Source organism: Secundilactobacillus paracollinoides DSM 15502 = JCM 11969, from assembly GCF_001311135.1.
GTDB classification, from domain to species: Bacteria; Bacillota; Bacilli; order Lactobacillales; family Lactobacillaceae; genus Secundilactobacillus; species Secundilactobacillus paracollinoides.
In genome coordinates, this window is sequence record NZ_BBAG01000007.1 from 46,829 (window position 1) to 73,167 (window position 26,339).

Consider the following 26,339-nt stretch of genomic DNA (forward strand, 5'->3'; position numbering starts at 1 on the left):
ATGTGTGACAACTGAGGAAATAACGGATTTTTAATTATTATCAGTGAATGAGTCTCATAACTGGGTAATTTTAAGCACCAGTCCATTGAACCATGTTCACATGGACATTATAGTTAAACTATTGTTTGCTATAATTAAAGGGTAAAATTACCGCTGGAGAGCGATTAGAGAGTTGAAACCTGTATTAAATTAAAAAAGTGGAGTGGACAACGAATGGAAAGAGTATCGGAATATGCAACCCAGATCAACAACTATTGGAAAAAGTATCAAACAAGTGACATGTATCTTGATTTTATTTCGATGTACGACGAAGATGAACTTAAAACGATCTTCGAAAACTTTATGACTGGACTTCTGACACTTGGCGGTACTGATCCGAAGAAGTGGCGTGTTGAAAATTACCAGATGGCTATGGAACTCGAATTTTCGGATATCAGTGATCAGTTCAGCGATAAGAACAAAGCTGAAATCACCCGCGAATTTCAGGATGTTCTGGAACCGCTAGAAGGCAGTGCGATTTTTGTCTTCGATGAGGTTGACAACGAAAAATTGGGTAACGACTTTGATGCCATGCTGGTCCAAGTAGAAGACGACTTTAAAATTGGCGCTGCTTATTACCCTGAATACTATAGCAATCCAGACGCCGATGACAAGCCGCCGTACACAAAACCATTGGATAACACACAGAAGCGCACCCTCGCCAACATCAAGAGTGAGCTTGCGAACTGGTTGGCTGACTTCAAGGAAAGTGACGAATGGCGGATGCTGGACGATGCCATTCCATTTGAAGATGCAGACTGGTACATCCATATTTTAGTTGAACAGGTGTATACCAAGTATCACCAGGTACCTAAGGACTGGACGCCTGAAGCCATTCAAATGGTCATGGCATCCTACTTCGTCAGCAATGTCGGCATGACCGCTGACAAGTACAAGGATGTTGCGCCGGCACTGATGACGTTTGTTGGGTTTATGAAATCGCACGGTCTGATTGATGCAGACGCAGCGGATGTTAACATTCAAGAAATTCAAAAAACGAACCCAACGATGATGGCCCGCGCTGAGGATCCTAGCACTTACTCAGAGTCCAAGAAAATGATTTTGGCAATGCAGGATGAAAAGATCGATATGAAAGATCAAAATGCGGTCAACGCATTTATGGTGCGGACAAATGAAAATACGCAGGCCGAACGTGCTTCAAAGGGTCAGCCTTACGATAAGTCACTCGTTAGCCAGCCAAAGGATGACTATCTGACAATGGCTCATCCGACTGAATTAGAAGGCCACAAGTGGACAAAATCCGTCGCCACGCGCATTCATGATGACATGACGCGGAATGCTTGGTACTTGTGGAGTCAGCCCGCACAACAGCGTCTGCATCATCAAATGAGTGAAGCAACCTTCGTGAATAACATTGTGTTGTTTGCGGATGAGGTGTACGCTAAAACACTGGCCACACCAAAGCGGTGGGACGCGACTCAACTGCGTGTTGTGTTAGCAACGCGAAAGCAGGAAACCTCGCAGCAGATCTACCAGCTGCTGATTGCTAGTTTGACTGCATTGATACCTTATTTGACTGCTGAAAGGAAGCTAAACAAAGCCAACGCCGAGGGCATTCAAGCGGTGATAGATGCCGAACGCGAAGACTTGCAATATGGTAAAGTTGTGTCGATGAAGCAAGCTAAGAAACTACTTGGCAAGAAAAAGAAGAATAAGAAGCGCCATTAATAACTGTCACAAAAGGGACTGGGCCTTGATAGAGGCCAGTCTCTTTTTGACTTGACGCAATCGCGTCGCTGATTCTAGTTGAATGGCTGGAATCATGGTAAACTAGAGGGAATTATGACTACAGTTAAAGGAGACAAGCATGGCTAAAAAGGACACTGATCCAGAAAAAATCTACGCCGCCTATCGCGCAGACTATGACAAAACGGAGAATGCAAAGCAAATTGCTGAATTGTTTCCAGAGGGTGAACTAAACGCGATTTTAGGAACGTTTACTTTAACACTCCTTCAAAATGCCGGGACCGACCCTCAAAAATGGCAGGTGACGGATATTAAGTCCGCGATGGAAGGTGTTTTCATTGCGTTTAAATCAAATTTGTCCAACATTTCAGAGACTGATCTGCAGGGTTACTACCGGGATCTATATGTGCCGCTGAATGATTTTGTTGTCTTTATCGTGAATAAGATTGCGACGGGTCTAAACCACTCAGATATGGCAACTGCGTTCATAGACATTGAGTCGACATACGGTGTTGGCGAAGGTAGCTATGTTGACGATGGTGGCAACGTTGACCTTGTCGGTTTTTCAGCACCAGAGTATGATACCGAATACACAATGGATGTTAAATATAAAAAAAGGGGAATTGGTAATCACACAGAGTGGCAAGAATACCGCGCGAAAGATATTAATCATTACGTGTCGGATTGGCTGACTGAATTTTTCACTTCGCCGGAGTGGCAAGCGTTACCGGATTCAATCACCCAAGAGGATGCCATTCTGTACGTGACGGAAATGACGTTTGATGCTTATGATGAATTTCATTCATCACCCAAAAATTGGGGTGTTCCGGTCATTAAAATGGTGTTGACTGATCACTTTGTGCATCAAGTTATTATTCAACCTGACCAGTACAGTACGATCGTGCCGACGTTAACAGCGTTCTTTACTTTTGCCAAGCGAGCAGGCTACATTCGGGCTGTTCAGGCCGACAAGACAATCAAAACCATCAAGGGTGTAGAAGCAGATATGATTGAAGCAGGCCAAGATCGTGACAAGTACAGCGAAACTAAAAAGATGTGGCTAGACATGGCAGCAGCTGGTATCAGCCGTGAGAATCGCGAAGCCGCAGAGACTTTCATTGCGACCTGGATTGAAAATCAACAAGCAGCGCGTGCAGGAAGTCAATTCATGGATTATGAGCGCAATCTCGTTTATCAACCTGAGGATGATTACGTGAACATGCCACATCCTGATCCAGTCGGTAAGCATCACTGGACAAAGGCAGTCGCCACAAGGAATCACGATGATCTAGCCAGATATGCCTGGACGATGTGGAGCTTACCTGCTAACCAGGATCTGCATGCCGAACTAAACGAAGCTGATTTTGTGGACTTCATTGTTTTCTTTGGTGACGTGATGTATGCCCAGTTTTTGGAAACAATATTGCATTGGGATGCGCAGTCTGCTCACGTTGTGTTTTCGGGATATGATGCCGCTGAGCAACCTGAAAGCTTCGAACTGTTGCGGGAGACCTTGAAACGGCTGGTTGATCATTTGATGACTGAAGGCAAATTGACGCGCCCTGTTGGAGAAGAAATTCGTGCCGTATTTGATGCAGCGCCACTGACGCCGAAGTCACAAGCTAAGTCCAATGTGGTTTCGATGGATGAGGCGCGGAAACGATTGAAGAATAAAAAAGATTGAAGCGGCGTGACTAACTGCCGACTTCAACAATAAAAAAGCCCCAGACTAAATCTTGAATAAGATCTTAGCCTGGGGCCTTTTTTGAGTTAGCGTTTAGCAGCTGTGCTGAACCGTTCTCGTGCGTTAGGCACGCTTTAATCTAAACCGTAAACTAGGCTCCGTGAACCACAACATCAGGAAGTTAACCATCAGCAGACAAGCCGTTGAGATAAACACGGTGTTGTAGCCGAACAGACCGGCCAGTGTGCCACCCAAGAGGGACCCAAACATGTTACCCAATGCTTGGAAGGATTGGTTCCACGAAAAGATTGCGGAGGTCGCTGTTGCTGGTGAGTTTTTGGTCAGCAACGTTTGAATGGTTGGGAACAATGCACCGTCAGAGATCCCAATCAGGAATCGCAGGGCACCGAGAATCCAAATGCTCGTCACGAACCCTTGAGGTAGATACATGATCATTGCAAACAGATAACCACCCATCAGCACTTTGCTTGACCCATTTGAGTCACCATATTCACCCAGTCTTGGCGCAGCTAGAATGTTGGAGATTCCGGGTAGGGCTGCGATGATCCCGGCCACAAACGCAATCGGGCCATTATTATGCATCAGTTGTTTCACATACAGACTAATAATTGGCGCAATGGAGGTATTTCCCAGTTGGACAAACATGGTCGATAGGAGCAACACGATGATTAAACGCGGGTTCTGGAATTGGCCGAGTAATCCGCTGATGCCATGCTGCTTGGCCTGCTTTTCCTTAGTGACCGGAACAAAGTATTCCTTCACCAGCGTTGCGGACAGGCTACCGGCAACGGCAAGTAATCCTGAGGTAATAAAGAACGTCATCCGAATTGAGAAAATTTCAGCCAGGGCACCGCCAATAATCGGCCCCATCAGCATACCTGAGGTTGACCCGGTGACCAGTGTGCCCAGAGCTTTCCCGCTGTGGTTACGCGGGGTTTGTGAGGCAATGAGGGCCTGGGCGTTTGAAATAAAGCCAGAGAAGAGCCCCTGAAGTGCCCGCAACGCCATCAATTCCAAGACGTTACTGACTAACCCCATAAGACACATTGCAACAGCCATTCCAAACGATGCCCGGATCAGCATCACTTTACGGCCTTTGCGTTCGGCAAGGGCGCCCCACATTGGTGAGACAATGGCGGTGACTAAGAAGGTCGCCGCGTAAACGACCCCACTATAAAAGGACACCTGTGCTTTAGTAAAGTTGCCCAGTTCACTGACATACAGTGACATGAACGGCATAATTTCACTAAAGCGATGCCAGCAATAAATGTACAGCCCCAAAGAACGTATAGATTACGTTTCCAAGGGGATTTTTCACGATGCGCTTCATCCATGATGCTTAAAGATCTCCCTTATCTTATTTTGATGCAGTGTGGTCAAAACGGGCCACGGTTTTTAAGAAACTTAGTCAGGTGAATGAAAAGACACACAAAGACGCAGTTACTACTCATAGAATTGAAAAACGACCTTGCCGTTTTTGGGCTTCTATTCAAGCAACTGATGCCATGAAAGCCTTTTCTTAAATTAACCATTGTAAATTTAATTTACAAAGAGTAATAATAGGCGTGTTAGATAAAAAAAGCAAGCGAGTGAGACGATGGTACAAAAAAGAAATTTATCAATTCAAAAAATAACGGCGGCCGCTAAGCAGATCGTGAATGAATCAGGGGCAGAAAGCTTACGGTTTAGTCAGGTGGCAGAAGCGCTTGGCGTGCGGCCTCAAGCGATGTACGCCTATTTTCCTGATAAGGAGCAGCTAAAGGTTGCTTGATTGTTGACTATTTGGATGAGGTCACAGGAAAGATTGAAAAACAGTTGGTGGGCGTTTCTGGTGAACGGGCACTGACTTTATTTTGCGAGCAGCTGCATCAACTGTTGCTGGCACAGCCTGAAATGACCCGCCTTGCCTTTGGCGGGATCGATTATAGTCATCAAGAAGTGGCCTTTGAACACCTTCATGAACTGATTTCACTCTTAGAACGGTTAATCGAACCGTTCACGTCCAGTCAAACGCAGATGTTAAACGAAGCGCGGCTGTTTCGGGCGTTGGTCTTCGGTTACGTGCAAAACGAACTTTGGGGGCTTTTTCAATTGTCAAAGGTGCCAGCACAGGAGAGCTTTGATGCTGCACTGTCGCAGGTGATTTCGAATTTAACTGCATAATAAAAGAACACATTGGTTTTAATCGCATAGGCGGTTATTGACAATGTGTTTTTTTGTGTCGGTCGTGATTAACGCAGACTTTAAATTGGGCACTGCTATCTTACTAGTGTTCTTAAAAGAATCGGCGAAGATTAAGCTTGTTAATACAATTGTTCTTATTGCAATAATGTTTTCTGTAAAGAGTTTGATTCTTAATTAATAGATGGGTATACTTAGACAATGTAAAGAACAGAAAAGGCGGGAAAAACGTGAAAAGTACTGATAACTATAATATTGCAGACCGATTGCATAATTTAGTGGCCCGCGAGACCGAAGTGGTCCACGGCCGGCTTCGTAACCTAGGGTTAAATAACCAGCAGGCACGGCTTTTAAAGTATGTGAGCGAGCATCCAGGAACGATTCAAAAAGACGTTGCGCAGTTTTTGAACCGGCAGAATGCGACGGTCACGAACATGTTGAAATCACTGGAACGGCAAGGCTACATCAGCCGTAAAATTCCGGATGATAATGAACGACAGAAGCAACTCTACCTTGAACCAAAGGGTGAAGAGTTAATTACGTCCATCAACCAAGTCTTTGAGGAATTGGAGGCCCAGGTGGTCGATGCAGTTCCGGAAAAAGAGTTGGCGGGATTGACTAAAAACTTGGATCGGATTAGGGATAGGTTGGATGCGTTGTAGAGAGTAGAGAGTGGAGCAAGGCGGTTTAGGGGCGGTGTGTAACGGACTCTGACCGAAAAGTCTGGGCCTGACTTTTTGGTCAGAGTCCGTTACACGTTAGCCCCGTGCCTTGCGGAACTCGTTTCGGCAAGGTAGCCAAGAAAGACAAACTCAAAGAAGTAGAAAAAGAGAACCCAAAACAAGTCTTCAAAAGGACCCTCATTTAAAAAGCGTTCAGCCAAACCCAAAAAGGAGTTAAGCTGAACGCTTTTTATCGCTCAAGCCCAAAACAACAATTACCCTTGCATCCCAAGCAGCGGTGTCAACGTATCCTGCGCAATCAGTGCCACATGGTGCGTAGCCCGTGAAATGGCGGTGTACAGACGGTGCCGTGCCAATGACGTTGCCGGATACTCAGCAGTGGTGGCATCTGGCAAAATCACGTTGCCAAACTCCAGCCCCTTAGCCAGGTCCAGCGGCAACACAACGAGACCGGTTGTTGGAAGTGGTTTGTCGGATGTTATCAGGGTCGGTGAGAACGCTTGTAGGCTTGCTGCGAGAGCCGTTGCAGTTTGTGCAGTGTTTGTTATGACTGCAGTCAAGCCTGGCAGGGCGGTAAAACTGGTCAGCTGATTTTGCAGTTGCGTCATTGTATCCTGACTGTTCTGAGTGACGGTAATTGCCGGAGCTGTTCCGTTATCTTGAACAGAGGTGGGCTGAATGACGGCTGCGTTATCAGCAAGTTGGCTAAACAGCGCGGTTATTTCAGCGGTTGATCGGTAACTGGTCGTCAGGTCATATGTGACAACGGGGTGTTGCGGCGTGTTGAAAATCGAGCGCAGTGCGTCAAAGTTGGCCTTATCTGATGTGATGGCTTGGTTCTCATCGCCAAGCATGATAAAACGCGCCTTGGAAAAGAAGTGGCGCAATACCATCAGCTGTACCTCTGAGTAGTCCTGAACTTCGTCAATTAAAACGAGTTTTGCGCGCTGATTGCCATACCCCGTCAGAAATATCTTGAGCAGGAGCCAGGCCGCAACAGTTAAATGGTTGATGTGTAATAAGCGTTTACCTAGGGCTTCGAAATTTAGCCATTGATAGGCTTTCGCGTTTTGACTTTTTGTAGACGCCCGTTGTTGCAGGTACTGAAGCGTTAACTGATGAACTTGATCATCGGTCTGTGGATCAACGTGGTGACCAAAATAGTGTTCTTGTTGGGTAGGGGATAACGATAAAACGGTGTCCTGAGTTTGTTTATCAGTTGCTAACGTTCTGAGAAAGTCTTGGCACCGCAGCGCAATGACATCCTGAACAGCCTTTAATCGCTGCTGCCCCATTGGTAGGTGGTTGAACTGCTGATCAATGGCGAGAATATCAGCGGTGTTAAGCGCAGTATTTCCTAGTAGTGTTACCGGCGAAACATCGCTCGGCGTTAATGTGACTTGATCCAGGTTGGCGATGAGCTGATCAAGTTGATTTCGCGACGTTGTTTCCGATTTAGCTAATGTGCTTGGCAAATCAGGGATATCTTCAATAAATTGATCCCATGTCAGACTAATCGGATTTGTTTCGCCTAAGTTCGGCAGGACCGCACTAATATAGTGCTGAAAAGTCAGACTAGGGGTGAAGAAGTAAATGTCTTCTGGTGATAACGTTTCGCGGTGTTGGTAGAGCAGGTAAGCAACCCGCTGGAGCATCACGGAAGTTTTGCCACTGCCGGCGATCCCGTTAACCAGCATGACGGGATCATTTGGTGCTCTCACAATGGCGTTTTGTGTCTTTTGAATTGTGGCGGTAATTGCGTCATGGTGGCATTATTATGGGCGGATAGGGTGTCGCGTAAAAGCGGATCTTCAATGGTAATGGTGGTGTCAAAATAGGCGCGTAGGTTGTCATGATCAATGTCAAACTGCCGACGTCCGGTCAACACTGTCTGAATGATTTGGCCATTCGCTTCGTAGCTAGTTGGGCCGTTATCCTGCTGGTAATATGTCGCTGCAATGGGGGATCGCCAGTCTAAAACGAGCGGTTCGCCAGCATCGTCATCAACGCCAACAGTCCCGATATAGTAGGATTCTGGCTGCTCATCGGCGCTGAATTTCAAGTGACCTTTGCAAAATAAGGTTGCGTCAACAGTGTTGTAACCTTTGATAGTTGGCCGGTACTAATATCGTGGTTATGGTTAACGATATCGATTTCACGGTTAATGGCTTCAATATCAGCATAGGTTTCCATTGTTTTGATGTCCGTATCAAAGTTGAGGGTCAGTTCCTGATCCAGCTGCTCCTTGGTCGCAAAACCCTGTGTTTTGTTCGCAGTTAATTGAGCGTTAAGGGTGTCACGCATGTCTTCTAATTGGTGATAGACCTTGGTAAGGTGTGCTTGTTCGGATGCAAAGATTGATGCCATTTAATAACCCCCATTTTCTTAACAAGAAATATGCCGTGACAAAATTTGCCATGGAAGTTCATTTTATCTTGATTCGTTCTGTTGTCAATACAATTGTTTTAATTACAATATCGGATTGAAATATCAAATTGAAATCCTGATCAGTTTCGGTGGATGGGTAGCTTAATGTGTCCAAGCTAGACTGGTCATTTCGCGACTTGCCAGATTTTGGCAACTAGGGGTGACACAAATCAGCGGGGGAGACCAACTTTTGGTACCCGTGCTAACATAAACGAACGACCAGTGGTACACTATTGGCGGGGAAGCACCAAATGCTTCAGGAGAGACAAAAAGATGGGCATAACGGTATTACACTAGCGTCGTTTATTGAACGACTGTGAAGTAATACCTTTTCGTGTGTCCTAAAAATGAGGCGAAATTGAGGATAGCCTAATACTTGTATGAGTTTTAGAAACGGATGATGGTCTTCTTTGAAGCGGTTCGATATACTAAAATTAATCATTAACCAACAAAAAGGTGGTATATGTAGATGAAAAGATGGTCGTGGCTAATAGGTTTCATGCTTGGCGCGGTGTTACTGGTTGGCTGCACACGCCGGGTTACAGTAAAGGTCCCGACACAGTCTAACGCGAGTTTCATTGCCCAAACGCACTACCATCGTCATGATGTGGAGCAGCGTGAATTAACAACGTTTGTCCAGAAACAGTTGCTGACTTCAAAGGGGCTCTACACGAATTATTTGACCTCGGCGAACCAACGATCGCAGGCAACTGGGCATGAAATGCTAGTGGAGTCATCTGCCTCTGGCTAACCTATTTGGCACAAACAAAACAATCTAGTGCATTTCGACGTAGTTACAAGCAGACCCTGACCACGTTTGACCAGGGTGATCAGTTGAGCTATCGCTACGATCCGGCAACAAAAAAACGTGCAACCGTTAACGCCACACTGGATGATCTGCGCGTGATTCGTGCCTTAGAAATCTATGCCGCTCAAACACATAGCCAGGCGTATGCCAAAAAAGCTGCGACTCGGTTTGCTTTGTTGAAAAAACACAATTTAGCAAAGGGACGATTGGTCGATTTCTACGACGTTCACGCCCACCAAGCAAGCACAACCAGTTCGCTAGCTTATTATGATCTGTTGACACTGCGCTATTTTGAGTCGGTTTCCAAAACGCAGCGCCACTATTATCAAAAACAACTTGAGCTTGTTCAAGCCGGTTATTTGGGGAATGCTTTTCCACTGTACGCGGCAAGCTACGACTGGCAAAGCGGTGAGTATAGTAGTCAGCATCTGAATACATCAGAGGCGTTAGAAGTCCTGCTACATTTGGCTGAGGTGGGCAAGCTGCGGCAACAGTCTCTGGATTGGCTGGTCCAGCAAGTCCGGGCGCATAAACTCTATAACAGCTACACGATCGATGGCATTGTTGTGAACAAGGATCAGGCTGCCGCCAACTATGCGTTAGCAGCCTTGATTTTTGCAACGGTGCATGACCGCGAGATGTACCAAACAGCGATGCGGGCGGTCTGGGCCTCTCAAGTGGTGACAAGACGCTCGCCAATTTATGGCGCGTTAGGCGATGCGACGACTAATCAAACGTATTCATTCAATAACCTAACGGCAGTGGTGGCAACGACTTATTAAAGAGGGGGTGACAACATGAAAACAGGGATTCAACGACAGGCAGTTCGGTTAAGTCAATGGCTATCGCCGGCCCTATTTGCCTGCTTATTTGCAGCTGTTGTCACGATTCCATTACTCTTTTTGACGCCCATTCACGGCCTGGCGGATAACGGAGATTTTTACCGGGCAATGCTGAGCAATGGTATTTATCGCCTACCCTCTCAGCACAGTCAGTATCTGAGTTTTGTTATTCAAAAATTCGGGTTGATGCAGTACTTTAATGAAAACAACGTTGCGGTTTTTTCATCGCAAACATTGGTGGTAAAGCTGGCGGTTTTGTTAAACGAACTGTTCTATAGTCGCCACATCTTTGATATTCGGTTCCTTGCGGCAGTGTACGAAGGCTTTTTCCTCGGGGCAATCTATTTGTTAACGAAGGCGCTTGTGCATCCCCACCGCAATATAAGCAGTTACATCATTGCTGCCCTTGTTGTCCTAATGTTTGCGGATGGGACGATGACGCTCTACTTTAATTCTTTCTTTGCCGAGCCAGGGATGCTGATTGCTGCCATGTACCTCTTTGCCGCGTTAATGGCCATCGTCCACAAGTGTTATCGGCATGACTGGCCAATGATCGTCCTCTTTGTGGTCAGCACTGTCTTTTTGATTACGAACAAACAGCAAAATGCCCCCTTAGCACTCAGTTTTATCGTGGCAGGTGCTGGCCTGTTGTTCTTGCCAACGCTGAGTGCTCACCGACTGGCGATTATCGCGAGTCTGGTGCTTATCCTTGGGCTGGTGGCCTGACCTATAAGCTGATCAATTCAGAATTCAGTACCGTCAATCAATATCAGGCACTCACTCATGGCGCGCTGATTGAAACAAGTGATCCCAGCCGAAAACTTGAGAAACAAGGGTTAAATGAAGCCTATGCGCTGATGCGTAATGAGAATTATTACCCCAAAACGTTTACGGCGGTTAAGCCTAGTGATCCCAATATTCAAAAACAGTTGTTGAACAAGTACGGCACCGGGTGTTGATTCGCTATTATGCGGAGAATCCGAAACAATTTGCACAATTAATGGACCTTGCCGCAAAAGACGTTATGCAAACAAGGGTCAGTGCTGTCGGTGACTTTGCCCGTGGGTCCGGCAAAAAGCCGGTGCCCAGTCGACTTTTTTTACTGGATATAGCAGGTTCATGTCAAACTACTTTCCAGGCAGGTACGCGTTTGATTGCTTGTTGGCAGTCGCGTTTATAGCAATCTACAGTGTTTCAGCATGGTTGGATTATAGAGCCAAGCGCACTGGTGGTTTGATCCGTTTCTTTCTTGTTACGGGACTGATGACTGTTTGTGTGTTTGTACCGATTATTTCCATTATTGGTGACGGGGACGCGGACCTAGCGAAGCATTTATTTATGGTGCCTGTCTGCTACAACCTGACCTTTATTCTCTTTGTTTCGGATGTTTTGAATAAACGGTTGTGGCTGGCGAATGACAGCGAGGAGACTACTGATGATGCGTAGACATGGGCTGATTCATATTATGATTATTTTGGCGGGTGCCATTCTCTGTGGCCTTAATTTGATGCCGGAATCGTTAACCCATGCAAGCTCCCAGCGTGTTTTGATCGTGTATGATGCGCAAAATACAGGTGACGGCGGCGCTAAAAGAATCGACGTGCTGCAACGCAGTTTGACGTCACTTGACCTGCACGTTAAAACAGTCGCACAAAGTGATTATCAACAAGGAATGTTGTCCCAAGGCCATTATAGCGGTGTCATTACGGTTATAAATTGGCCAGCAGTGGGCATCACGAACAAACGCTTTTTAGCTGATCGTCAGGCCTATCATGGAATAAAACTGCACATTGGCGGTGATCTAACACAACAAGAAGCGACAGCGATGGGGGCTAAACGGGTTATCCGATATCAACAGCAACTTACACTGAAAACCACTGGTGACAGTACTAGCTTACCTTTTTTAAAGACAATTACACTGCTCACACATTTGCCAAGTCATGTACACCAGTACGGCCATCTCGTGACGCAATCTGGCACTGAAAATGGTCATGCGTATGGTGTAACGTCAAACCAAAATGGGTACCTCCCGTTTTTGGTCACCAGTGGGGATGGCCTGATTACTGCCCAGCGCCTATTAGCTGATTTGTTCAGCCAATCAGCGTCGCATCACCCGCTGCTGACAATCACGAAGGTGACCCCATACAGTGACTTATCACGGCTCGTTCAGCTTAGCCGCTACCTTAACCGACACCATATTCGGTTCGCAGTGAGTGCTGTTTCAGTCGCTGAAAATGCTGAACTCGCTGCATATCGGCAGTATACAAAGCGGTTGCGGCAAGTAGAATTAAATGGTGGTGTCATTTTTCTACAGACACCGAAGATTGGCGGGGCCTCCGCTGCCAGTGGGAACAAGTTGAACCAACTCATGACCGGAGAGTTAGTGGATCTGGCAAACCAGGCCGTCTTTCCGGTTGGCATTAGCAGCGCAGGGTATTGGAATCAGGATATTGTTTTAAGAAAAAATGCCCTTTCGAAGGCGTCGAGTTGGGTATTGTTGCCTAACAAAGCGCCAACCTATTTGAAACAGGATAATAACGCGGCGGTTGCTAAGACAACATACATGGCCATGCCATTCCATTCAGTTGCCCACCAACCGTTGACTAACCTCCCGCTAGCAACGGCCTTAACGATAAACACACCTGATTCAAGAAAACGAGTCAGGATAATTGAACAACAGGTCACCCAAACCCATTTTCACTGGGCTGATCTACAGACGAATGGGTTTCAGGGCACCATTCATGTTGGCACCACAGCGTTAGCTTACAAGAACGGGCATTATTATTTGAATGGTCATCGACAACGGGTGACTCATAACGTGGCGTCACCGTACAAAACACCCAAACCGGTGGCGACACAACCGCTATTTAAACGTTTTTTTAAAGTGCAAGGGTGCTTTTAAACATCTTCTTTGCGGTTGTTTTGATTGCACTGATTGGATTTATCATTGTTGGCAGACGCATTTACTGGCGTCGATTTAGGCGTTAACGAAGGAGGACTAAGGTGGCAATTCTTGATAGTTTATTAATGGTCGCGGTGGTATCGATATGGGGTATCCTGGTGATCAACTTAGTGTTAACGCTTGCCGGTTATACCTGGTATTTGCGGCACGTTAAACGGCCTGAACCAGAGCTGCCAGAAATACCGCCATTTGTTTCGATTCTCGTTCCGGCGCATAACGAGGAGATCGTTATCGTTAAAACGGTGCTTTCCCTTCTTAGTTTTGATTATCCACACGACCGTTATGAAGTGATCATCATTAATGATAATTCTAGTGATCATTCTGCTGATAAATTGGCAGCCCTGCAACACGAATTTACAACTGACCGATTAAAGGTCATCAATACCGATAGTGTCACGGGCGGTAAAGGAAAATCCAACGCCCTTAACATTGGATTGAAACAAGCACGCGGATCCATCATTTCCGTTTATGATGCGGACAACACACCGGAAGCGCCGGCACTGCGAATCTTGGTTGCTGAACTCTTAGCCAATGACCGTCAGGCCGCTGTTATCGGTAAGTTTCGAACCCGAAATAAGAACGCCTCATTGTTGACCCGTTTTATTAACATCGAAACGCTGTCCTTTCAATGGATGGCCCAGGCTGGCCGACAACAACTCTTTCATCTATGCACGATCCTGGAACAAACTACGTGATCCGCCGAGATATTTTGGAAAAAGTTGGGCAGTGGGATGTAAAAGCACTGGCCGAGGACACAGAAATCAGCTTTCGAATCTATCGGATGGGCTATCGAATCGGCTTTCAACCTTTAGCAGTCACTTGGGAACAGGAGCCGCAGACGCTTGACGTGTGGTTCCATCAGCGGACGCGGTGGGTTAAGGGCAACATCTACGTCATTTTAAAGAACGGCAAACTGCTCTTTAAAAAGGAGGGCCGACCAATTCGATTTGACTTGCTTTACTATCTGGCTGTCTACTTCATGCTGATGATGTCTTTGATCCTTTCAGATACAGTTTTTGTGCTGTCAGTAGCTGGCATCGTGCATTCAAATCTTCAGGGATTCAGTAACGGACTGTGGCTGTTCGCCGTCGTGATGTTTATCGTCAGTACCTTTTTGACGATTACCACGGAACGGGGCGAGTTGACCTTCAGTAATTTGTGTTTAATTGTTTTGATGTATTTAGTCTATAGTCAAATGTGGCTGGCAGTGGCCGCCTACGGAATGGTGGGGTATATTCGTGAACAAGTCTTTCATCAACAAGCAAAATGGTATAAAACCAAACGTTATCAGTAGCGGCCTAGTGGTTCTTGGCCTCCTGGTCGTTGTGATCAGCGCGCTGGTCATTCCCCGTGACGTCAAGGCCGCGTCAACGCAGACGTACACGGACCAATTTCAAAATGCAACAACGACGCTTTCAGGGACGTCAGTTACGGCATCAATGTATTTCTCAAAAGAATCCTATTGGGATGTAAAAAACGCGACGTTTAATTTGGTTTACCAAGCCTCCCAGCTTACTAACCAACAAACTTCTTCAATTACTGTGGCAGTGAACGGCGTTAAGATAGTGTCATTTCGGCCAAAAACTGGCACCGGTACGCAGACCAAGGCAATTTCAATACCGACGAAATTGCTGTCGGCTGACAATCAGTTAACGGTGAGTGGTCAAATTGAAACGCAAAAAAAGGGACAAGCTGCGCAGGTCACCCAAACGCCGGCTAATTGGCTGACTATAACGGATGCGGCCAATGTGACATTTCAGTATCAATTAACTCAAGCCAAGAATACAGTAGCGTCATTTTATAGTCACTATATCGGCGATGACACCGTCAATCAGCAACACGATTATTTAGTCACAGCGGACCAACCCAGTTCGGCTGAATTGACGGCCAGTATGCTGGCGTTATCGGGAACATCGCGCCCAATTTCGACGCAAACGAATCAAGTTCAGTTTGAGAATTGGTCTAATTTGAAGACCGCTAACGGAGATTATGTAATGGTGGTGGCAACCTATAATCATTTACCAGCAGTTTTAAAACGCACGATTTCAAAAAATAAGATTGCGCATCATGCGGTTATTCAGACAATGACGACAAAGGGTCAACATTACCTGATTGTGACTGCCAAAAACGCCAAGTTGTTGACACGTGCCGGACGATTTGTCGCAAATCAAGCACTAATGACTGAAAGCCAGCAGCCGACAGTTATGGTGGCAGGTAACACGAATACTGCAACTGCTGCAGGGCATCTTAACGCTGAACAATATTCACTAACGGATAAGGCCGTTCAGTTTTCTGGAACGGGTCACCACGAGAGCAGTTACTACGTTTCGCTGCCAAACGACCGGACGAATGCTGATGGGTCAACCATTACTCTGAATATGCGATATAGCGATAACCTGGACTTTAAACGGTCCTTAGTCACAGTTTCGGTAAACGACACGGTGACTGGCAGCCACCGGCTTGTTCTGGGTCATCTAAATGGCGACCGGCTTGAATTTAACGTGCCGCGAGGAACCGCACTTGGCAGTAGTTTCGTGGTGACCGTTGCGATGGACCTTGCAGTTAAGGACGCAACTCAGACAACCGATGGGGACACACCATGGGCAGTAATCGAACCGTCCTCAAAAATGAAGGTCAAGTCACAAAAATCAAATGACCTGCTGCTCACAAATTATCCCACGCTGTTTATGAAAAATGAGACTTTTCATCAGTTAGCTGTTATTGTGCCCAAAACGTTGACCGCTTCCGATTATCAGACGCTAGGCAACCTCTTTAATCTCATGGGCAGCTATGCAAAATTCAATACTGGAAGCTTAACTTTCTATCATCATCCAAGCCAGAAAGTGCTGAAAGAAAGCAACGTGATTGCCATTGGTACACCCAGACAGAATCCGCTGATCAAACGCCTTAATCCAAAACTCTATTTTAAATATAACCAAGCGGACACCCATTTCGTTTCAAATGAAAAGTTAAGCTTGACGCCGCAATATGGTCATACGATTGGGACAGATCAACTGTTACGGTCACCGTATAACGCCAAACGCGGGTTGTTGGTCGTCACCGGCGCGACTCCTGAGGCCACGTATCTCGCATCAACTCAGCTTAATACGGCGTCGACCATCCAGCAATATACTGGGGATGCGATCCTGGTCGATACAGATAATCAGCACATGGGGTATCGGTTTAAGAAAAACAAAGCCATCGATGAATCGTTGACGGTCAAGCGGAATTTAAACGACAATATGCAGTTGCTACTGTACCTGGGTGCAGCTTTGGTCGTTATTGCGGTTATTGGTGTTGCCATTATCTTAGTTCTGAAAAAACAGGGGCTGCTCAAGCGAGGGGGTCAAACAAATGACAAGTAAGCATCAAAACGCAAACCTCTACATTGATGTCTGCTGGTTACTTTTCTTGGCAGCATTTGCCGGTACAGCCATTTTGATGGCACTCTCCGGTCACCTGATTTTGAACACCATTTACCTGTTTTGCACGGTTGTTTTACTGCTGATGACGTACTTTTGGGGCTGATAACAGGTTTAGTGGCTAACCTCCTATTTATTGCGGTTCAGGTCGTCATTGTGTTATATCAGTACCTACAACAAACACAAGATATTCCTTGGCCGCTCCTATTCTGGATGGTGCAGCCAATATTATTGAGCGTCATTCTCTATTTTTTGACTGTGAATCAGACCTATTTACAACAGCAGAATCGTGATCTTCAAACGGCCTTGGTTGAGCGAGGGGCCTTTGATACGCAAACCAATTTGCGGACTCGGGTTGCTTATCAAGAGGATGCCCAGGTATTTATTGAGACTAATCGCCGGTTCAACTTGCCGGTGGCGACGTTAGTCATTAAGATTCGCTATTACAATGATCTACGCCGAATGATGTCCTCAGACCAGTTAACAGAATTGTTGCAATTGGCATCGGCCACCATCAAAAAAATTACCCGTGAAAATGATATTACCTATCTATTAGACCGGGACGACCCGACATGGGCAATCTTGATCTATGCGGACACGGATGGCGCTAGGGTAGCGACTGGTCGCATTAAAGACGGGTTTGATAAAACCGTCCAGCAAAACCCAGACTTGGCGAATCTAGCATTGACCTTAGTCGTCGGAGTGGCAACCTGGGATCCAGAAACCATGAAAACACCGTCTGATTTTATGAATGCTGGGTTGAGGGAGACGGAGTATGACGTGTCGTAGAGAGCGGAACAAACCGCTTCTGTGCAAGTCTTTGGTTTGTGGAGCTCGTTTTAGCACGGTTGCTAGAAGGAGATATTTAGGGGATTCGAATGACGTGTCGTAGAGCGTGAAGGAAAACGGTAGGAAGCGGAGTGTAAGCTAACTCTGGCGAAAATGCCCGAACTTGGCATTTTGGCCAGAGTTGGCTTACACTCCGCTTTCTGTTTTTCGAAACGCGTTTCGGCGTGGCTGCCAAGAAAGAAAAACAGAAATGCCCGGTTTTGGCATTTTTGTCAGAGTCCTCTTGTGTGCAGCTTTCTGTTTTCCGAAACGCGTTTCGACATGGTTGCCAAGAAAGAAGCCGAAAGTCGCTTTCAAAAAAAACTCAACAGGAACGAACGCCACTCCTATCCATTACCTCCAACCAATCATCAAATTCACCCACAACACACGAAAAGGGCCACCACCCCTTTTTTGTGGTGGTGATTTTGCTAAAATGAAAGCGAATACAAACTTGAACGGAGGGATTTTATGACGGAAATGAAAGCGTCACAGGCGCTGGTGAAAGAACTTGAAAACTGGGGAATTGATCATGTATATGGTATTCCGGCTGATTCAATTATTGATGGGTTTGCACCTGAGCAGGCATCAGTCAACTATATCCAGGTTCGCCACGAAGAAGTGGGGGCATTAGCTGCCGCAGCGGAAACAAAGTTGACCGGCAAAATTGGTGTTGCACTAGCATCTGTTGGTCCTGGGGCCGTTCACCTGTTATACGGCATGGTGGACGCTAAAATGGACCATACGCCAATGTTGTTGATTATGAGCACCGTTGCCACTAGTATGATCAACACACGGTTCATTCAGGACATGGATGAAGACGAGTTGTTTGCGAGTCTCGATACCTTCCATGAGCAAATCAGCAACCCACAGCAGATTCCGGATACAATCCGTCGGGCCATTACGGCAGCGTATGAGACCCAGTCGCCATCCGTTGTCATCATTCCGGATAATTTAGCCAGCAAAACCATTAATTACACCCCAGTTCCAGTTCAGCACATCCAACAACAGAAAGGGAGCGGCACGCGTGAACAGGTTTATGAAACAATTAACCTGATCAAGAGTGCCCAGCGACCAGTTATGGTTGTCGGGACGGGGATTAGGACGCAAAGGCTGCCGTGGTTGGTGTTTCCAAAAAATTTGGGCTACCTGTCATTTCCTCTGCGCCGGCTGCCGGGATGGTGCCAAGTAATTTTGAAAATTTCATGGGCTCTCAGGGTCGTATCGGAACGCAACCTGCGTATGAAGTGCTGCATGCTGCTGACCTGGTCTTAATGGTCGGCAGCGCTAATTCGTTTGTCCGATTCTTAGACAAGAACGTGACGTTTATTCAGGTCAATGATCAGGCATCGGAACTTGGCCGACAAGCGGCGGGCACCCAAATGATTCTGGCTGATAGCGGGACGTATCTGCAGCAGCTGATCGATGCGCAACCTGACCGTTTACCAGAAACGTCATTTTTAAAGGCCGCCCAACGGTCACGAGCAAACTGGCTAAAGTACTTAGACGCGCGGGCAGCAGAACGGCCTGAGGGGTTGTTAACCGCTGAAGGTGTCCTTAAAGAAGTCGGGACGCTTGCGGATGCCGATACGATCTACGAGTTAGATATTGGGAATAATACTGTTTGGGCGACCCGGTCGTTACCGTTTGATCAAAACCAGAAGATGACGATGTCCGCTTGGTTTGGCGCAATGGGGTACGCAGTTTCTGCTGGGATCGCTGCTAAAATTGCCGAACCGGATCGGCGGGTGATCACAGTCTCTGGTGACGGTGGTTTTTCAATGATCGTTCAGGATATTTTGACACAGGTCCAATATCAACTGCCGATTATTAACGTGGTTCTTGAAAATGGTGGGTTCGGTTTCATTCGGCAAGAAAAAGCGAATAGCGGTCAGAGCGATTATGCGTTAAACTTTAAGAATGCAAACTGGGCTGGCGTTGCTGAAAATATGGGGGCCATTGGATTACGTGTCACAGACGATGCGTCGTTAACGGCTGCCATTCAAAAATGCAACGACTTGATTCAGGCAGGAAACACGACGCCGATCGTTATTGATGCCATCATCAGTGATCAGCCACCGTTGGAAACAGGACGGATGGCACTTGATCCTAAAGTGGACAGTGCTGACGAGATCAAGGTATTTCGTGCGCAGTACAATTTCCCTGCTGACAAGTATCCGGCTCTGAGCACACTGATCGATCAAAATTAAGTGAAACGGAGAGGCAGTATGGAGTTTAAATGGCAGGTTGAGACGATAGGACAGTCCGCCAAACAATTTTTGGCACAACAGGGCGTCAGCCACCGGATGTTTTCACAAATTAACCATAGCAACGGTCAAATTCTGGTCAACAACGTGGCGGTTGCACCGGCAACAAAATTGGCTGTCGGCGACGCGTTGACGTTGATCGTCCCAGCTGAACCGGCTGACCCTAACGTACCGGTCAGTCACGAACCGCTAGCAATCGTATCTGAAGACCCGAATTTTCTAGTCGTTTCGAAACCGGCCGGCCTAACAGTGGTCCCAGGACCCAGCAACCGAACGGATACCCTGGTGAATCGCGTAAAGGGGCATCTAGTTGCGGAACAGGAAGTCAATTTGGTACCCCACGTGATCACGCGATTAGATCGGGATACCAGTGGGTTGGTGTTGCTGGCGAAGCACCGATTGGCCAATTCTTGGATGAACCAGGAACTCTCCGACCACACACTGGTTAAACGCTACTTGGCGTTCGTTGGTGGCCGACTTGACCAGGACCATGCTATGATTGATGCGCCACTTAGACGTGCGGATGATGGATTTAACCAAATCGTTGCGGACGATGGCAAGCCGGCGCAGACAGAGTACTGGGTCAAACAACGGACAGCGTCGTTCACGCTAGTTGAAGTCTTGCTGCACACTGGGCGAACGCACCAAATTCGTGCCCATTTTGAATCCATTGGCCACCCACTATTGGGTGATGCGCTGTATGGCGGTGATCAGCAGCTCATCACGCGTCAAGCGCTGCATGCGTTTCACTTGGATTATCCAGATCCGGTGACGCATCAGCATCAAACATTTGAACAGCCGTTGCCAGATGATATGCAACACTTATTGTCTTAAAAAAAGAGCTAGTGGACCCGACCAATTCGATATTTGGTTGAGCCAACTAGCTTGTTTTTTGTTAGTTCAATGAGTAACAACCTCGTAAAATGAGAAATGGCTTGCACTTCTAAAAAGAAAGGGCAAAAGGCTTGTAATTTCATTTAAATCCGGTATAGTACGTGTGTAATAACAGATAAGGAGTGAATATAGATGACAGGTAATGACGAGTCACAGCAGGCAATTGAAAAGATTTTAAACCAAATGGAGGAAAACCTTTCCGAGTTGTCGTGGTTTGACTGTGACTTAAAAGATGACCAGTTTAAGACGCATATGGCGGAAATTCGCAAGTCATTGCGCCTCGCAAAACGCTCATACGCTGATCGTAAGCTGGTAACCGAATAACGTGTTGCTTGGTAATTCTGTTTGTTTCTTGACTTTAGAACGATCGTACTCAAAACGAATGTGGTCGGGTGACTGATTCACATTGCACCACAATAGGCGCCGCTGATCTGAAGAGGTCACGGGGTCTATTTTATTTTGCCCGAATAGTTTAAACTAGACTTATAATTGCGATTTCAGAGAGAAGGGTATTTCAATGACTGACGAGCAGCAGACTGCAACGTGTCTGGTAGACGGCAAATTGTATTTTTTAGATGAGGGGATCTACCTGTCAGAACTGTCGACGAGCATGCGCAATCGGGTGAAAAGTGATCATCCAGAAGCAAAGGTGACGGATTTTATCTGTAATCGTCACCTGTTAAAGTACCGTTTGGCGAACGTGGATGCGATGATCAATGCAGATTTGAAACAAAGTCAAAAGATCAATCGGAAATTAACCCGCGCGCTACAAAGCGATGATTATGAAATTACTGACGTCAACGAATCGCTCAATAACAGTTTGACCACCGGACAGAAGGTCTCTGACGCGGTGGCGCACTTCGGTGGTAGTTGGGGCTTTATCTTCATTTTCGCCATGGTGCTGTTAACCTGGATGCTGGTCAACGGCTTGCAGGTCCTTGGGATTCATTTCGACCCGTACCCCTACATTTTACTAAACCTATGTCTAAGCTGTATCTCTGCGTTACAGGCGCCCATTATCATGATGAGCCAAAATCGGTCGGCGGACCGGGACCGCATGGATGCTGAAAATGACTACCATGTTAACCAAAAATCAGAACATGAATTACGAATCCTTCACGCTAAGTTGGATCATTTAACGCAGAATCAGATTCCGCATACGTTGGAAATTGAACGCATGCAGATCGAAATTTTGGGTGAAATTCGTGGCGAACTTAATGAGCTGCGGGATAATCAAGCTCAAATGGCTGCTGATAAATCGACTAAGTAGAATGTCGTTGCGTCATTAAGCGGTTCTCGACAATTATCTGTTAGGGTCAATTTTGACAAGTGTTGCCATTTCCGGTATCCTCTTACTTAACCATGAATGGAGGATTTTTAGTGATAGTCATACGTGAGGCGCAGCCCGCTGATGCAGGTCAGATAGCGCCCTTAATTAATTTGATTTTCGACGAGATGCAATTGGAAGAATTGGAAGACGTGCCCGAACCCGACTTAGAGAAGGTCATCACGATGGCGTACCGAACCAGAAGTTATCTGGCAAGTGACGCAACCACCGTGGTGGCCGAGGCCAATGGCCAAGTTGTGGGTGTCGCGTTTGGATATCCCGGAGAAAATGAAGCGCGTGTTGACGAGGTGCTGCGGCGTCTCTCAAATAAATCAGCGGCGTTTAAGCAACCCTTTGAGGCGGAGTCTGAGACGGATGGCGACGAATGGTATCTTGATTCGATTGCGGTGTCGCCAGACTTTCAGGGTCACGGGGTCGGCAGTCAGTTGTTAAAGGCACTGCCTGCTTACGCGCAACGTGATGGTGAGTCCGTGATGGGACTCATCGTTGATTTCGAAAATCCAGGTGCAATGAAATTAAACCACGTCGACACGAGCTCGCTCTGGCCGAAAAGAATGCGGCAAAGACTACATCTAACAGAGAAGCTAGTCGCAACCTCATTTTGTAGCACTTAACTTAATAAATTAAAAAACTAGAACACGCAGCCATCTACTGGTTGCGTGTTTTTAAAAATCATTGTTAATTTTTGTTGCACTTACCACATAAAGATGATATCCTAATCTTCAGACAATAAAAAAAGGAGAACCCGCCATCCAAATGACGCCTAAAATTACACCAGTCACCGAAAAAGACCTCGCAACACTACACACCTTAAGTATCCAGACCTTCACCGAAACCTTCGGCAGGTACAATACTGATGCAAACATGTCAAGCTATCTAGCGACGTCTTACGCACCCGACCAGCTCAAAGCGGAATTAACAAATTCCGATTCCGATTTTGTATTTCTCCACGTTAACGGCCAGCTAGCGGGCTATCTCAAACTCAATCAGGGCGCCGCACAGTCTGACGATATGGGGAAGGACTACCTTGAAGTTGAGCGGATCTATATTAAAAGTGCGTTCCAACACAGTGGATTAGGGCGGACGCTCATCACTTACGCTGAAGAACAGGCCGAAAAGAAACACCTTACAAAAATCTGGTTAGGTGTGTGGGAACACAATGAAAATGCGAAGGCGTTTTACCAACGATTAGGGTTCCATCAAACTGGGGCGCACGATTTCTTCTTAGGGGACGAGCAACAGACTGATTTTATTATGGAAAAAGAACTTGCCAACTAAAAAACGACTCAGCTAACAGGGTGTTAGTTGAGTCGTTGATCTTATCGTTAATCATCAAATGTTTTGAGTTTCCCTTTAAAATCATCAATCGATTGATAGCCTTTTGCGGCCATAATTGCGCTGAGCTCTTTGGACAGGCGTTTAAAGATGCGGGTGCCTTCGAAGCCAAACTGAGTCCCGACCTGGACCATTGACGCGCCACAGAGGATGTGTTCGAAAACATCAGTCCCATTCATGACACCGCCAGTGCCAATGATGGCAATCTCTGGTTTCAAGCGCAAGCTAAGTCCACGAACGTTTGCTAAAGCAGTTGGCTTGATGAAAGTGCCACCGATGCCGCCCAAACCGCCTAGCTTGATTGCCACACGCTCGGCATTGGGATCAATGACGAGCCCGTTGCCGACACTGTTGATTGAATTAACAAATGTCAGCGGGAAGTCGTTTAAGACTGCCGCAATCTGATCGAAGTGGACCAAATCAAAGTAGGGTGGCAACTTGACACCCAGCGGCTTGTCGTAGAAGGCAAAGACTTGGGTCAAAATTTCGCGTACCCGGTCAAAGTCATAGCCGACTTGCGGCTTACCAGGTACGTTTGGGCAGGAGAGGTTCAGTTCAACGAACCCGTTAAAGTCAGAATCGGCAACCTTATGGAGCATTGCTAAATTGTCTTCAAGGGTCGTGCCCGCAATCGACAACAAGTTGGTCTTGTCTGGCCGCGCTGCTTGATCTTTCAGGACAAAATCCAGGTAATAGTCCAATCCGTGATTGGGCAATCCCATGGAATTGATGCAGCCACCAGGAAGGCTCTTCATCCGTGGCTCTGGATTGCCTTCACGCACGTTTGGGGTCGCACTCTTTGTGACGTACGCACCAGCGGGCGATGCAATCAGTTGGTTCAAGTCATTCTCGTCAGCACAACGCACACCCGCGGCGTTCATCATGCAGTTACTAAAGGTTCTATCAGCAATCGTTGTTGATAAATCTGTCATCAAAAGTCAGCTCCCAGTCTGAATTTATTTTGGTTATTTAGTTCCTAGCTACTGTAACCGGAAAATCATTTTTCGTCAACATAAAGTTTGTACACGAATGCGCAAGTTGTCGGTTTTAACCAGTATGACCCGTGACCAGACTGGGATTTGCTGGTACACTAAAATAAAGATTCAAGACGGAGGTGCACGATTTTGGACCATCAACGACCTTATTTACAATTGGGAAATCGACAGTTAGACCACATGATGGTGTATCTGACAACGCCGGTGACCCCGCAAAACCACGTGGATTTCCATTTTCTGGGGTCAGAGTTAAAGCAAATTCGGCCGGGCTTTTGGACGATGCCGGCGTATTTAAACGACTACGACACCATGAGCCTGTTCTTTTTATTCACCGCCGATGAGAATGGTGAAATGGCGATTATGATGGCTGCCGGTGAGTGGCAGGACGGCAAGCTCGGATTGTCTGACCCGATGCCGACTGGCGCTGGGCTTAACACCCTGTACCATCACCGGCACAAGAATGCCGTCAAAGCGTTTAACTACTTACTGGCACTGACGATGAATGGTAAAGCAGAGTGGCGGCAATTGCCGGTTTAAGGAGGTACTGATGAGATCGAAGACCTTTAATTGGCCGCTCTTTTTGTCACCCTTTATTTCCCGGGTGGGGGATTCACTCTATCTGTTTGGCTTAAACTGGTTTGTGGTAAAAGCCAGCGGCAGTACTGCGTTGCTGGGCATCGTACAGGCAGTTGGCGGCATCACATTGCTGTGCGGTGATCTGTTTTGCGGCGTGCTGATCGATAATTATAACCGGAAACGAATCCTAGTGGCGTCGGAGTTCATTTGTTTACTGGCCTGTTTTAGTTTTGCGGTTGTGATCGACCCGGAGAATCCGGCTGCCTGGCAGTTGATCGGTCTGACCTGCATGCTGGATGTTGGCGTGGCGTTTAGTTTTCCGGCCGCCAAGGCGATTGTGCCGGAAATCCTAGCATCGAGCGCACTTCAGCGGTTTAACGCCTTTTCGAACACGGCACTTAATTTGGCGGATATTGTGACACCGCTTTTGGGTGGCATGTTATTGACCATTAACTGGATCGACTTCCGGTCGTTCTTGCTGATCAATGGGCTTTCCTTTACGCTGTCATTTATGTTACTCGTTGGCCTAAAGTACGAGACACCAGCAGTCACCACCAATCGCCTGAGTTTTAAGACCAGTTTGTTGTCCGGCTTCAAGTACGTTGGCGCTCACAAGACACTGATCGAAAACGTCATTTTAAGCGGTTTCGCTAACGTGTTGTTCGCGGCAGTCAAACTGGTACTGCCCTTTGTGGTCAACCATTTTTATCAAGCAGATCCGCAGAAGTACAGTTTTCTGCTCACCGGATTAGCGCTGGGTGGCATTTTAGGCGGTCTGCGACTGACGCTAGTTCACCGGCCTGCCACGCGAAATGATAACTATCGCGATTTAATACTGGCAGCGTGGGGATTGATTGTTGCGGGGCTAGTTCGCCAGTACTGGGTACTTCTGGCTTTCGCCTTTGTGTACGGCTTTGCTATGGCGTCATTTAATATTCGGGCGTTTACCATGACGCAAGACATGACTGAAAATGCCTATCTGGGGCGCATTTTTGGGATTTGGTTCATCGCACTGGATGGGTTTCAGCCGCTTGGTTCGTTTACGTTTGGCTTCTTAACGGATTATACAAAGAACCTGACGTTTATGATTATTGGGGTTGTTCTGCTTGTCGGGTTGTTATTGATTCGGCTGACCATGAATCACGACCAGGTGTTGAAACGTGATTGACATCTGCCACACCGCCCGCTATACTTTGATATAAATAAACCTTTTAACTTGGTCCCGTGAGGCTAAGAAGGGGCCGTTCGAGTTTAAAAAGAAACAAACGGACACCTCTATACCTGCGCGGGTATGGGGGTGTTTTTGTGTGTTTGCCGCCA

The 26,339-nt window shown here is 46.8% G+C and carries 25 protein-coding genes and 4 pseudogenes; 24 read left to right on the forward strand and 5 right to left on the reverse strand.

Annotated elements, in window-relative coordinates; all coding sequences use genetic code 11:
* The first annotated feature begins 213 nt into the window (after positions 1 to 213).
* Complete coding sequence (locus JCM11969_RS04440; protein WP_054708715.1) at positions 214 to 1,728, forward strand: hypothetical protein; 1,515 nt, start codon at positions 214 to 216, stop codon at positions 1,726 to 1,728.
* Between the two features lie 139 nt (positions 1,729 to 1,867).
* The gene (locus JCM11969_RS04445) at positions 1,868 to 3,430 is read left to right on the forward strand and encodes a hypothetical protein (RefSeq protein WP_054708717.1); all 1,563 of its coding nucleotides are present in this window, start codon (positions 1,868 to 1,870) and stop codon (positions 3,428 to 3,430) included.
* A 123-nt stretch (positions 3,431 to 3,553) separates the two neighbouring features.
* On the opposite strand, the pseudogene JCM11969_RS04450 reads toward JCM11969_RS04445, so the two are convergent.
* A pseudogene (locus JCM11969_RS04450) lies at positions 3,554 to 4,785 on the reverse strand (MFS transporter).
* 263 nt (positions 4,786 to 5,048) lie between these two features.
* Here JCM11969_RS04450 and JCM11969_RS18700 point away from each other — a divergent pair.
* From JCM11969_RS18700 to JCM11969_RS04460, 3 genes are all read left to right on the forward strand, one after another.
* Positions 5,049 to 5,222 (forward strand): TetR/AcrR family transcriptional regulator, encoded by a 174-nt coding sequence (locus JCM11969_RS18700; RefSeq protein ID WP_225353132.1) that lies wholly within the window; start codon positions 5,049 to 5,051, stop codon positions 5,220 to 5,222.
* Entirely contained in the window at positions 5,219 to 5,614 is a 396-nt protein-coding gene (locus JCM11969_RS04455; RefSeq protein ID WP_225353133.1) for a WHG domain-containing protein, read from the forward strand. The genes JCM11969_RS18700 and JCM11969_RS04455 overlap by 4 nt, the downstream gene beginning before the upstream one ends.
* Positions 5,615 to 5,862: 248 nt before the next feature.
* Positions 5,863 to 6,294: a MarR family winged helix-turn-helix transcriptional regulator gene (locus tag JCM11969_RS04460; protein ID WP_054708718.1), complete on the forward strand. Its 432-nt coding sequence runs from the start codon at positions 5,863 to 5,865 to the stop codon at positions 6,292 to 6,294.
* Positions 6,295 to 6,569: 275 nt separating this feature from the next.
* On the opposite strand, the gene JCM11969_RS04465 is transcribed toward JCM11969_RS04460, so the two are convergent.
* The 3 genes from JCM11969_RS04465 to JCM11969_RS04475 are packed head-to-tail and all read right to left on the reverse strand — an operon-like array spanning position 6,570 to position 8,682.
* A complete protein-coding gene (locus JCM11969_RS04465) occupies positions 6,570 to 8,036 on the reverse strand; it encodes a UvrD-helicase domain-containing protein (RefSeq protein ID WP_156319252.1) in 1,467 nt (488 codons plus the stop codon).
* Positions 8,033 to 8,377 (reverse strand): hypothetical protein, encoded by a 345-nt coding sequence (locus tag JCM11969_RS04470; protein ID WP_054708722.1) that lies wholly within the window; start codon positions 8,375 to 8,377, stop codon positions 8,033 to 8,035. The genes JCM11969_RS04465 and JCM11969_RS04470 overlap by 4 nt, the downstream gene beginning before the upstream one ends.
* Entirely contained in the window at positions 8,374 to 8,682 is a 309-nt protein-coding gene (locus tag JCM11969_RS04475; RefSeq protein ID WP_054708725.1) for a hypothetical protein, read from the reverse strand. Before JCM11969_RS04475 ends, JCM11969_RS04470 begins: the two co-directional genes overlap by 4 nt.
* 529 nt (positions 8,683 to 9,211) lie before the next feature.
* On the opposite strand from JCM11969_RS04475, the gene JCM11969_RS20305 reads away from it, so the two are divergent.
* The 17 genes and pseudogenes from JCM11969_RS20305 to JCM11969_RS04545 all read left to right on the forward strand — a co-directional run bounded on the left by JCM11969_RS20305 (position 9,212) and on the right by JCM11969_RS04545 (position 23,391).
* Positions 9,212 to 9,493 carry a hypothetical protein gene (locus JCM11969_RS20305; protein WP_369523192.1) on the forward strand — a complete coding sequence of 94 codons (282 nt, stop codon included), beginning with the start codon at positions 9,212 to 9,214 and terminating at the stop codon, positions 9,491 to 9,493.
* A gap of 5 nt (positions 9,494 to 9,498) precedes the next feature.
* Positions 9,499 to 10,332 (forward strand): hypothetical protein, encoded by an 834-nt coding sequence (locus tag JCM11969_RS04480; protein WP_369523193.1) that lies wholly within the window; start codon positions 9,499 to 9,501, stop codon positions 10,330 to 10,332.
* A 15-nt stretch (positions 10,333 to 10,347) separates the two neighbouring features.
* A complete protein-coding gene (gene wsfD / locus JCM11969_RS18705; protein WP_225353134.1) occupies positions 10,348 to 11,118 on the forward strand; it encodes a glycan biosynthesis hexose transferase WsfD in 771 nt (256 codons plus the stop codon).
* 11 nt (positions 11,119 to 11,129) lie between these two features.
* Positions 11,130 to 11,351 carry a YfdI family membrane protein gene (locus JCM11969_RS20820; RefSeq protein ID WP_500861338.1) on the forward strand — a complete coding sequence of 74 codons (222 nt, stop codon included), beginning with the start codon at positions 11,130 to 11,132 and terminating at the stop codon, positions 11,349 to 11,351.
* A 124-nt stretch (positions 11,352 to 11,475) separates the two neighbouring features.
* A pseudogene (wsfD, locus tag JCM11969_RS18710) lies at positions 11,476 to 11,838 on the forward strand (glycan biosynthesis hexose transferase WsfD); the annotation flags it as partial.
* Positions 11,828 to 13,294, forward strand: a complete 1,467-nt coding sequence (locus JCM11969_RS04490) for a hypothetical protein (protein ID WP_054708729.1) — start codon at positions 11,828 to 11,830, stop codon at positions 13,292 to 13,294. The pseudogene wsfD (JCM11969_RS18710) and the gene JCM11969_RS04490, both read left to right, overlap by 11 nt.
* A 125-nt stretch (positions 13,295 to 13,419) precedes the next feature.
* Positions 13,420 to 14,648, forward strand: a pseudogene (locus JCM11969_RS04495) (glycosyltransferase family 2 protein).
* Positions 14,593 to 16,719: a cellulose biosynthesis cyclic di-GMP-binding regulatory protein BcsB gene (locus JCM11969_RS04500; protein ID WP_225353136.1), complete on the forward strand. Its 2,127-nt coding sequence runs from the start codon at positions 14,593 to 14,595 to the stop codon at positions 16,717 to 16,719. Before JCM11969_RS04495 ends, JCM11969_RS04500 begins: the two are co-directional and overlap by 56 nt.
* On the forward strand, positions 16,709 to 16,882 hold the full coding sequence (locus tag JCM11969_RS18715; protein ID WP_225353137.1) for a hypothetical protein: 174 nt from the start codon (positions 16,709 to 16,711) through the stop codon (positions 16,880 to 16,882). The genes JCM11969_RS04500 and JCM11969_RS18715 overlap by 11 nt, the downstream gene beginning before the upstream one ends.
* A gap of 11 nt (positions 16,883 to 16,893) precedes the next feature.
* Positions 16,894 to 17,565 (forward strand): diguanylate cyclase domain-containing protein, encoded by a 672-nt coding sequence (locus tag JCM11969_RS04505; RefSeq protein WP_225353138.1) that lies wholly within the window; start codon positions 16,894 to 16,896, stop codon positions 17,563 to 17,565.
* Positions 17,566 to 18,084: 519 nt separating this feature from the next.
* A pseudogene (locus tag JCM11969_RS20310) lies at positions 18,085 to 18,411 on the forward strand (thiamine pyrophosphate-binding protein); the annotation flags it as partial.
* Positions 18,412 to 18,722: 311 nt separating this feature from the next.
* On the forward strand, positions 18,723 to 19,814 hold the full coding sequence (locus JCM11969_RS19685; protein ID WP_082409179.1) for a thiamine pyrophosphate-dependent enzyme: 1,092 nt from the start codon (positions 18,723 to 18,725) through the stop codon (positions 19,812 to 19,814).
* An 18-nt stretch (positions 19,815 to 19,832) separates the two neighbouring features.
* Positions 19,833 to 20,705 carry an RluA family pseudouridine synthase gene (locus JCM11969_RS04525; RefSeq protein WP_054708741.1) on the forward strand — a complete coding sequence of 291 codons (873 nt, stop codon included), beginning with the start codon at positions 19,833 to 19,835 and terminating at the stop codon, positions 20,703 to 20,705.
* Positions 20,706 to 20,897: 192 nt separating this feature from the next.
* Positions 20,898 to 21,089: a hypothetical protein gene (locus tag JCM11969_RS04530; RefSeq protein WP_054708744.1), complete on the forward strand. Its 192-nt coding sequence runs from the start codon at positions 20,898 to 20,900 to the stop codon at positions 21,087 to 21,089.
* 193 nt (positions 21,090 to 21,282) lie between these two features.
* A complete protein-coding gene (locus tag JCM11969_RS04535; RefSeq protein WP_054708746.1) occupies positions 21,283 to 22,035 on the forward strand; it encodes a DUF1003 domain-containing protein in 753 nt (250 codons plus the stop codon).
* Between the two features lie 110 nt (positions 22,036 to 22,145).
* The gene (locus JCM11969_RS04540; protein WP_082409180.1) at positions 22,146 to 22,727 is read left to right on the forward strand and encodes a GNAT family N-acetyltransferase; all 582 of its coding nucleotides are present in this window, start codon (positions 22,146 to 22,148) and stop codon (positions 22,725 to 22,727) included.
* 142 nt (positions 22,728 to 22,869) lie between these two features.
* Entirely contained in the window at positions 22,870 to 23,391 is a 522-nt protein-coding gene (locus tag JCM11969_RS04545) for a GNAT family N-acetyltransferase (protein WP_054708749.1), read from the forward strand.
* A gap of 47 nt (positions 23,392 to 23,438) precedes the next feature.
* Here JCM11969_RS04545 and JCM11969_RS04550 read toward each other — a convergent pair whose 3' ends face one another.
* Positions 23,439 to 24,380, reverse strand: coding sequence for a dihydroorotate oxidase (locus JCM11969_RS04550; RefSeq protein ID WP_054708752.1), 942 nt, complete (start codon positions 24,378 to 24,380; stop codon positions 23,439 to 23,441).
* A gap of 192 nt (positions 24,381 to 24,572) precedes the next feature.
* Between JCM11969_RS04550 and JCM11969_RS04555 the strand changes: the two genes are divergently transcribed.
* Positions 24,573 to 24,980 (forward strand): hypothetical protein, encoded by a 408-nt coding sequence (locus tag JCM11969_RS04555; protein WP_054708755.1) that lies wholly within the window; start codon positions 24,573 to 24,575, stop codon positions 24,978 to 24,980.
* 10 nt (positions 24,981 to 24,990) lie between these two features.
* Positions 24,991 to 26,187, forward strand: a complete 1,197-nt coding sequence (locus JCM11969_RS04560; protein ID WP_054708764.1) for an MFS transporter — start codon at positions 24,991 to 24,993, stop codon at positions 26,185 to 26,187.
* The last annotated feature ends 152 nt before the right edge of the window (positions 26,188 to 26,339 follow it).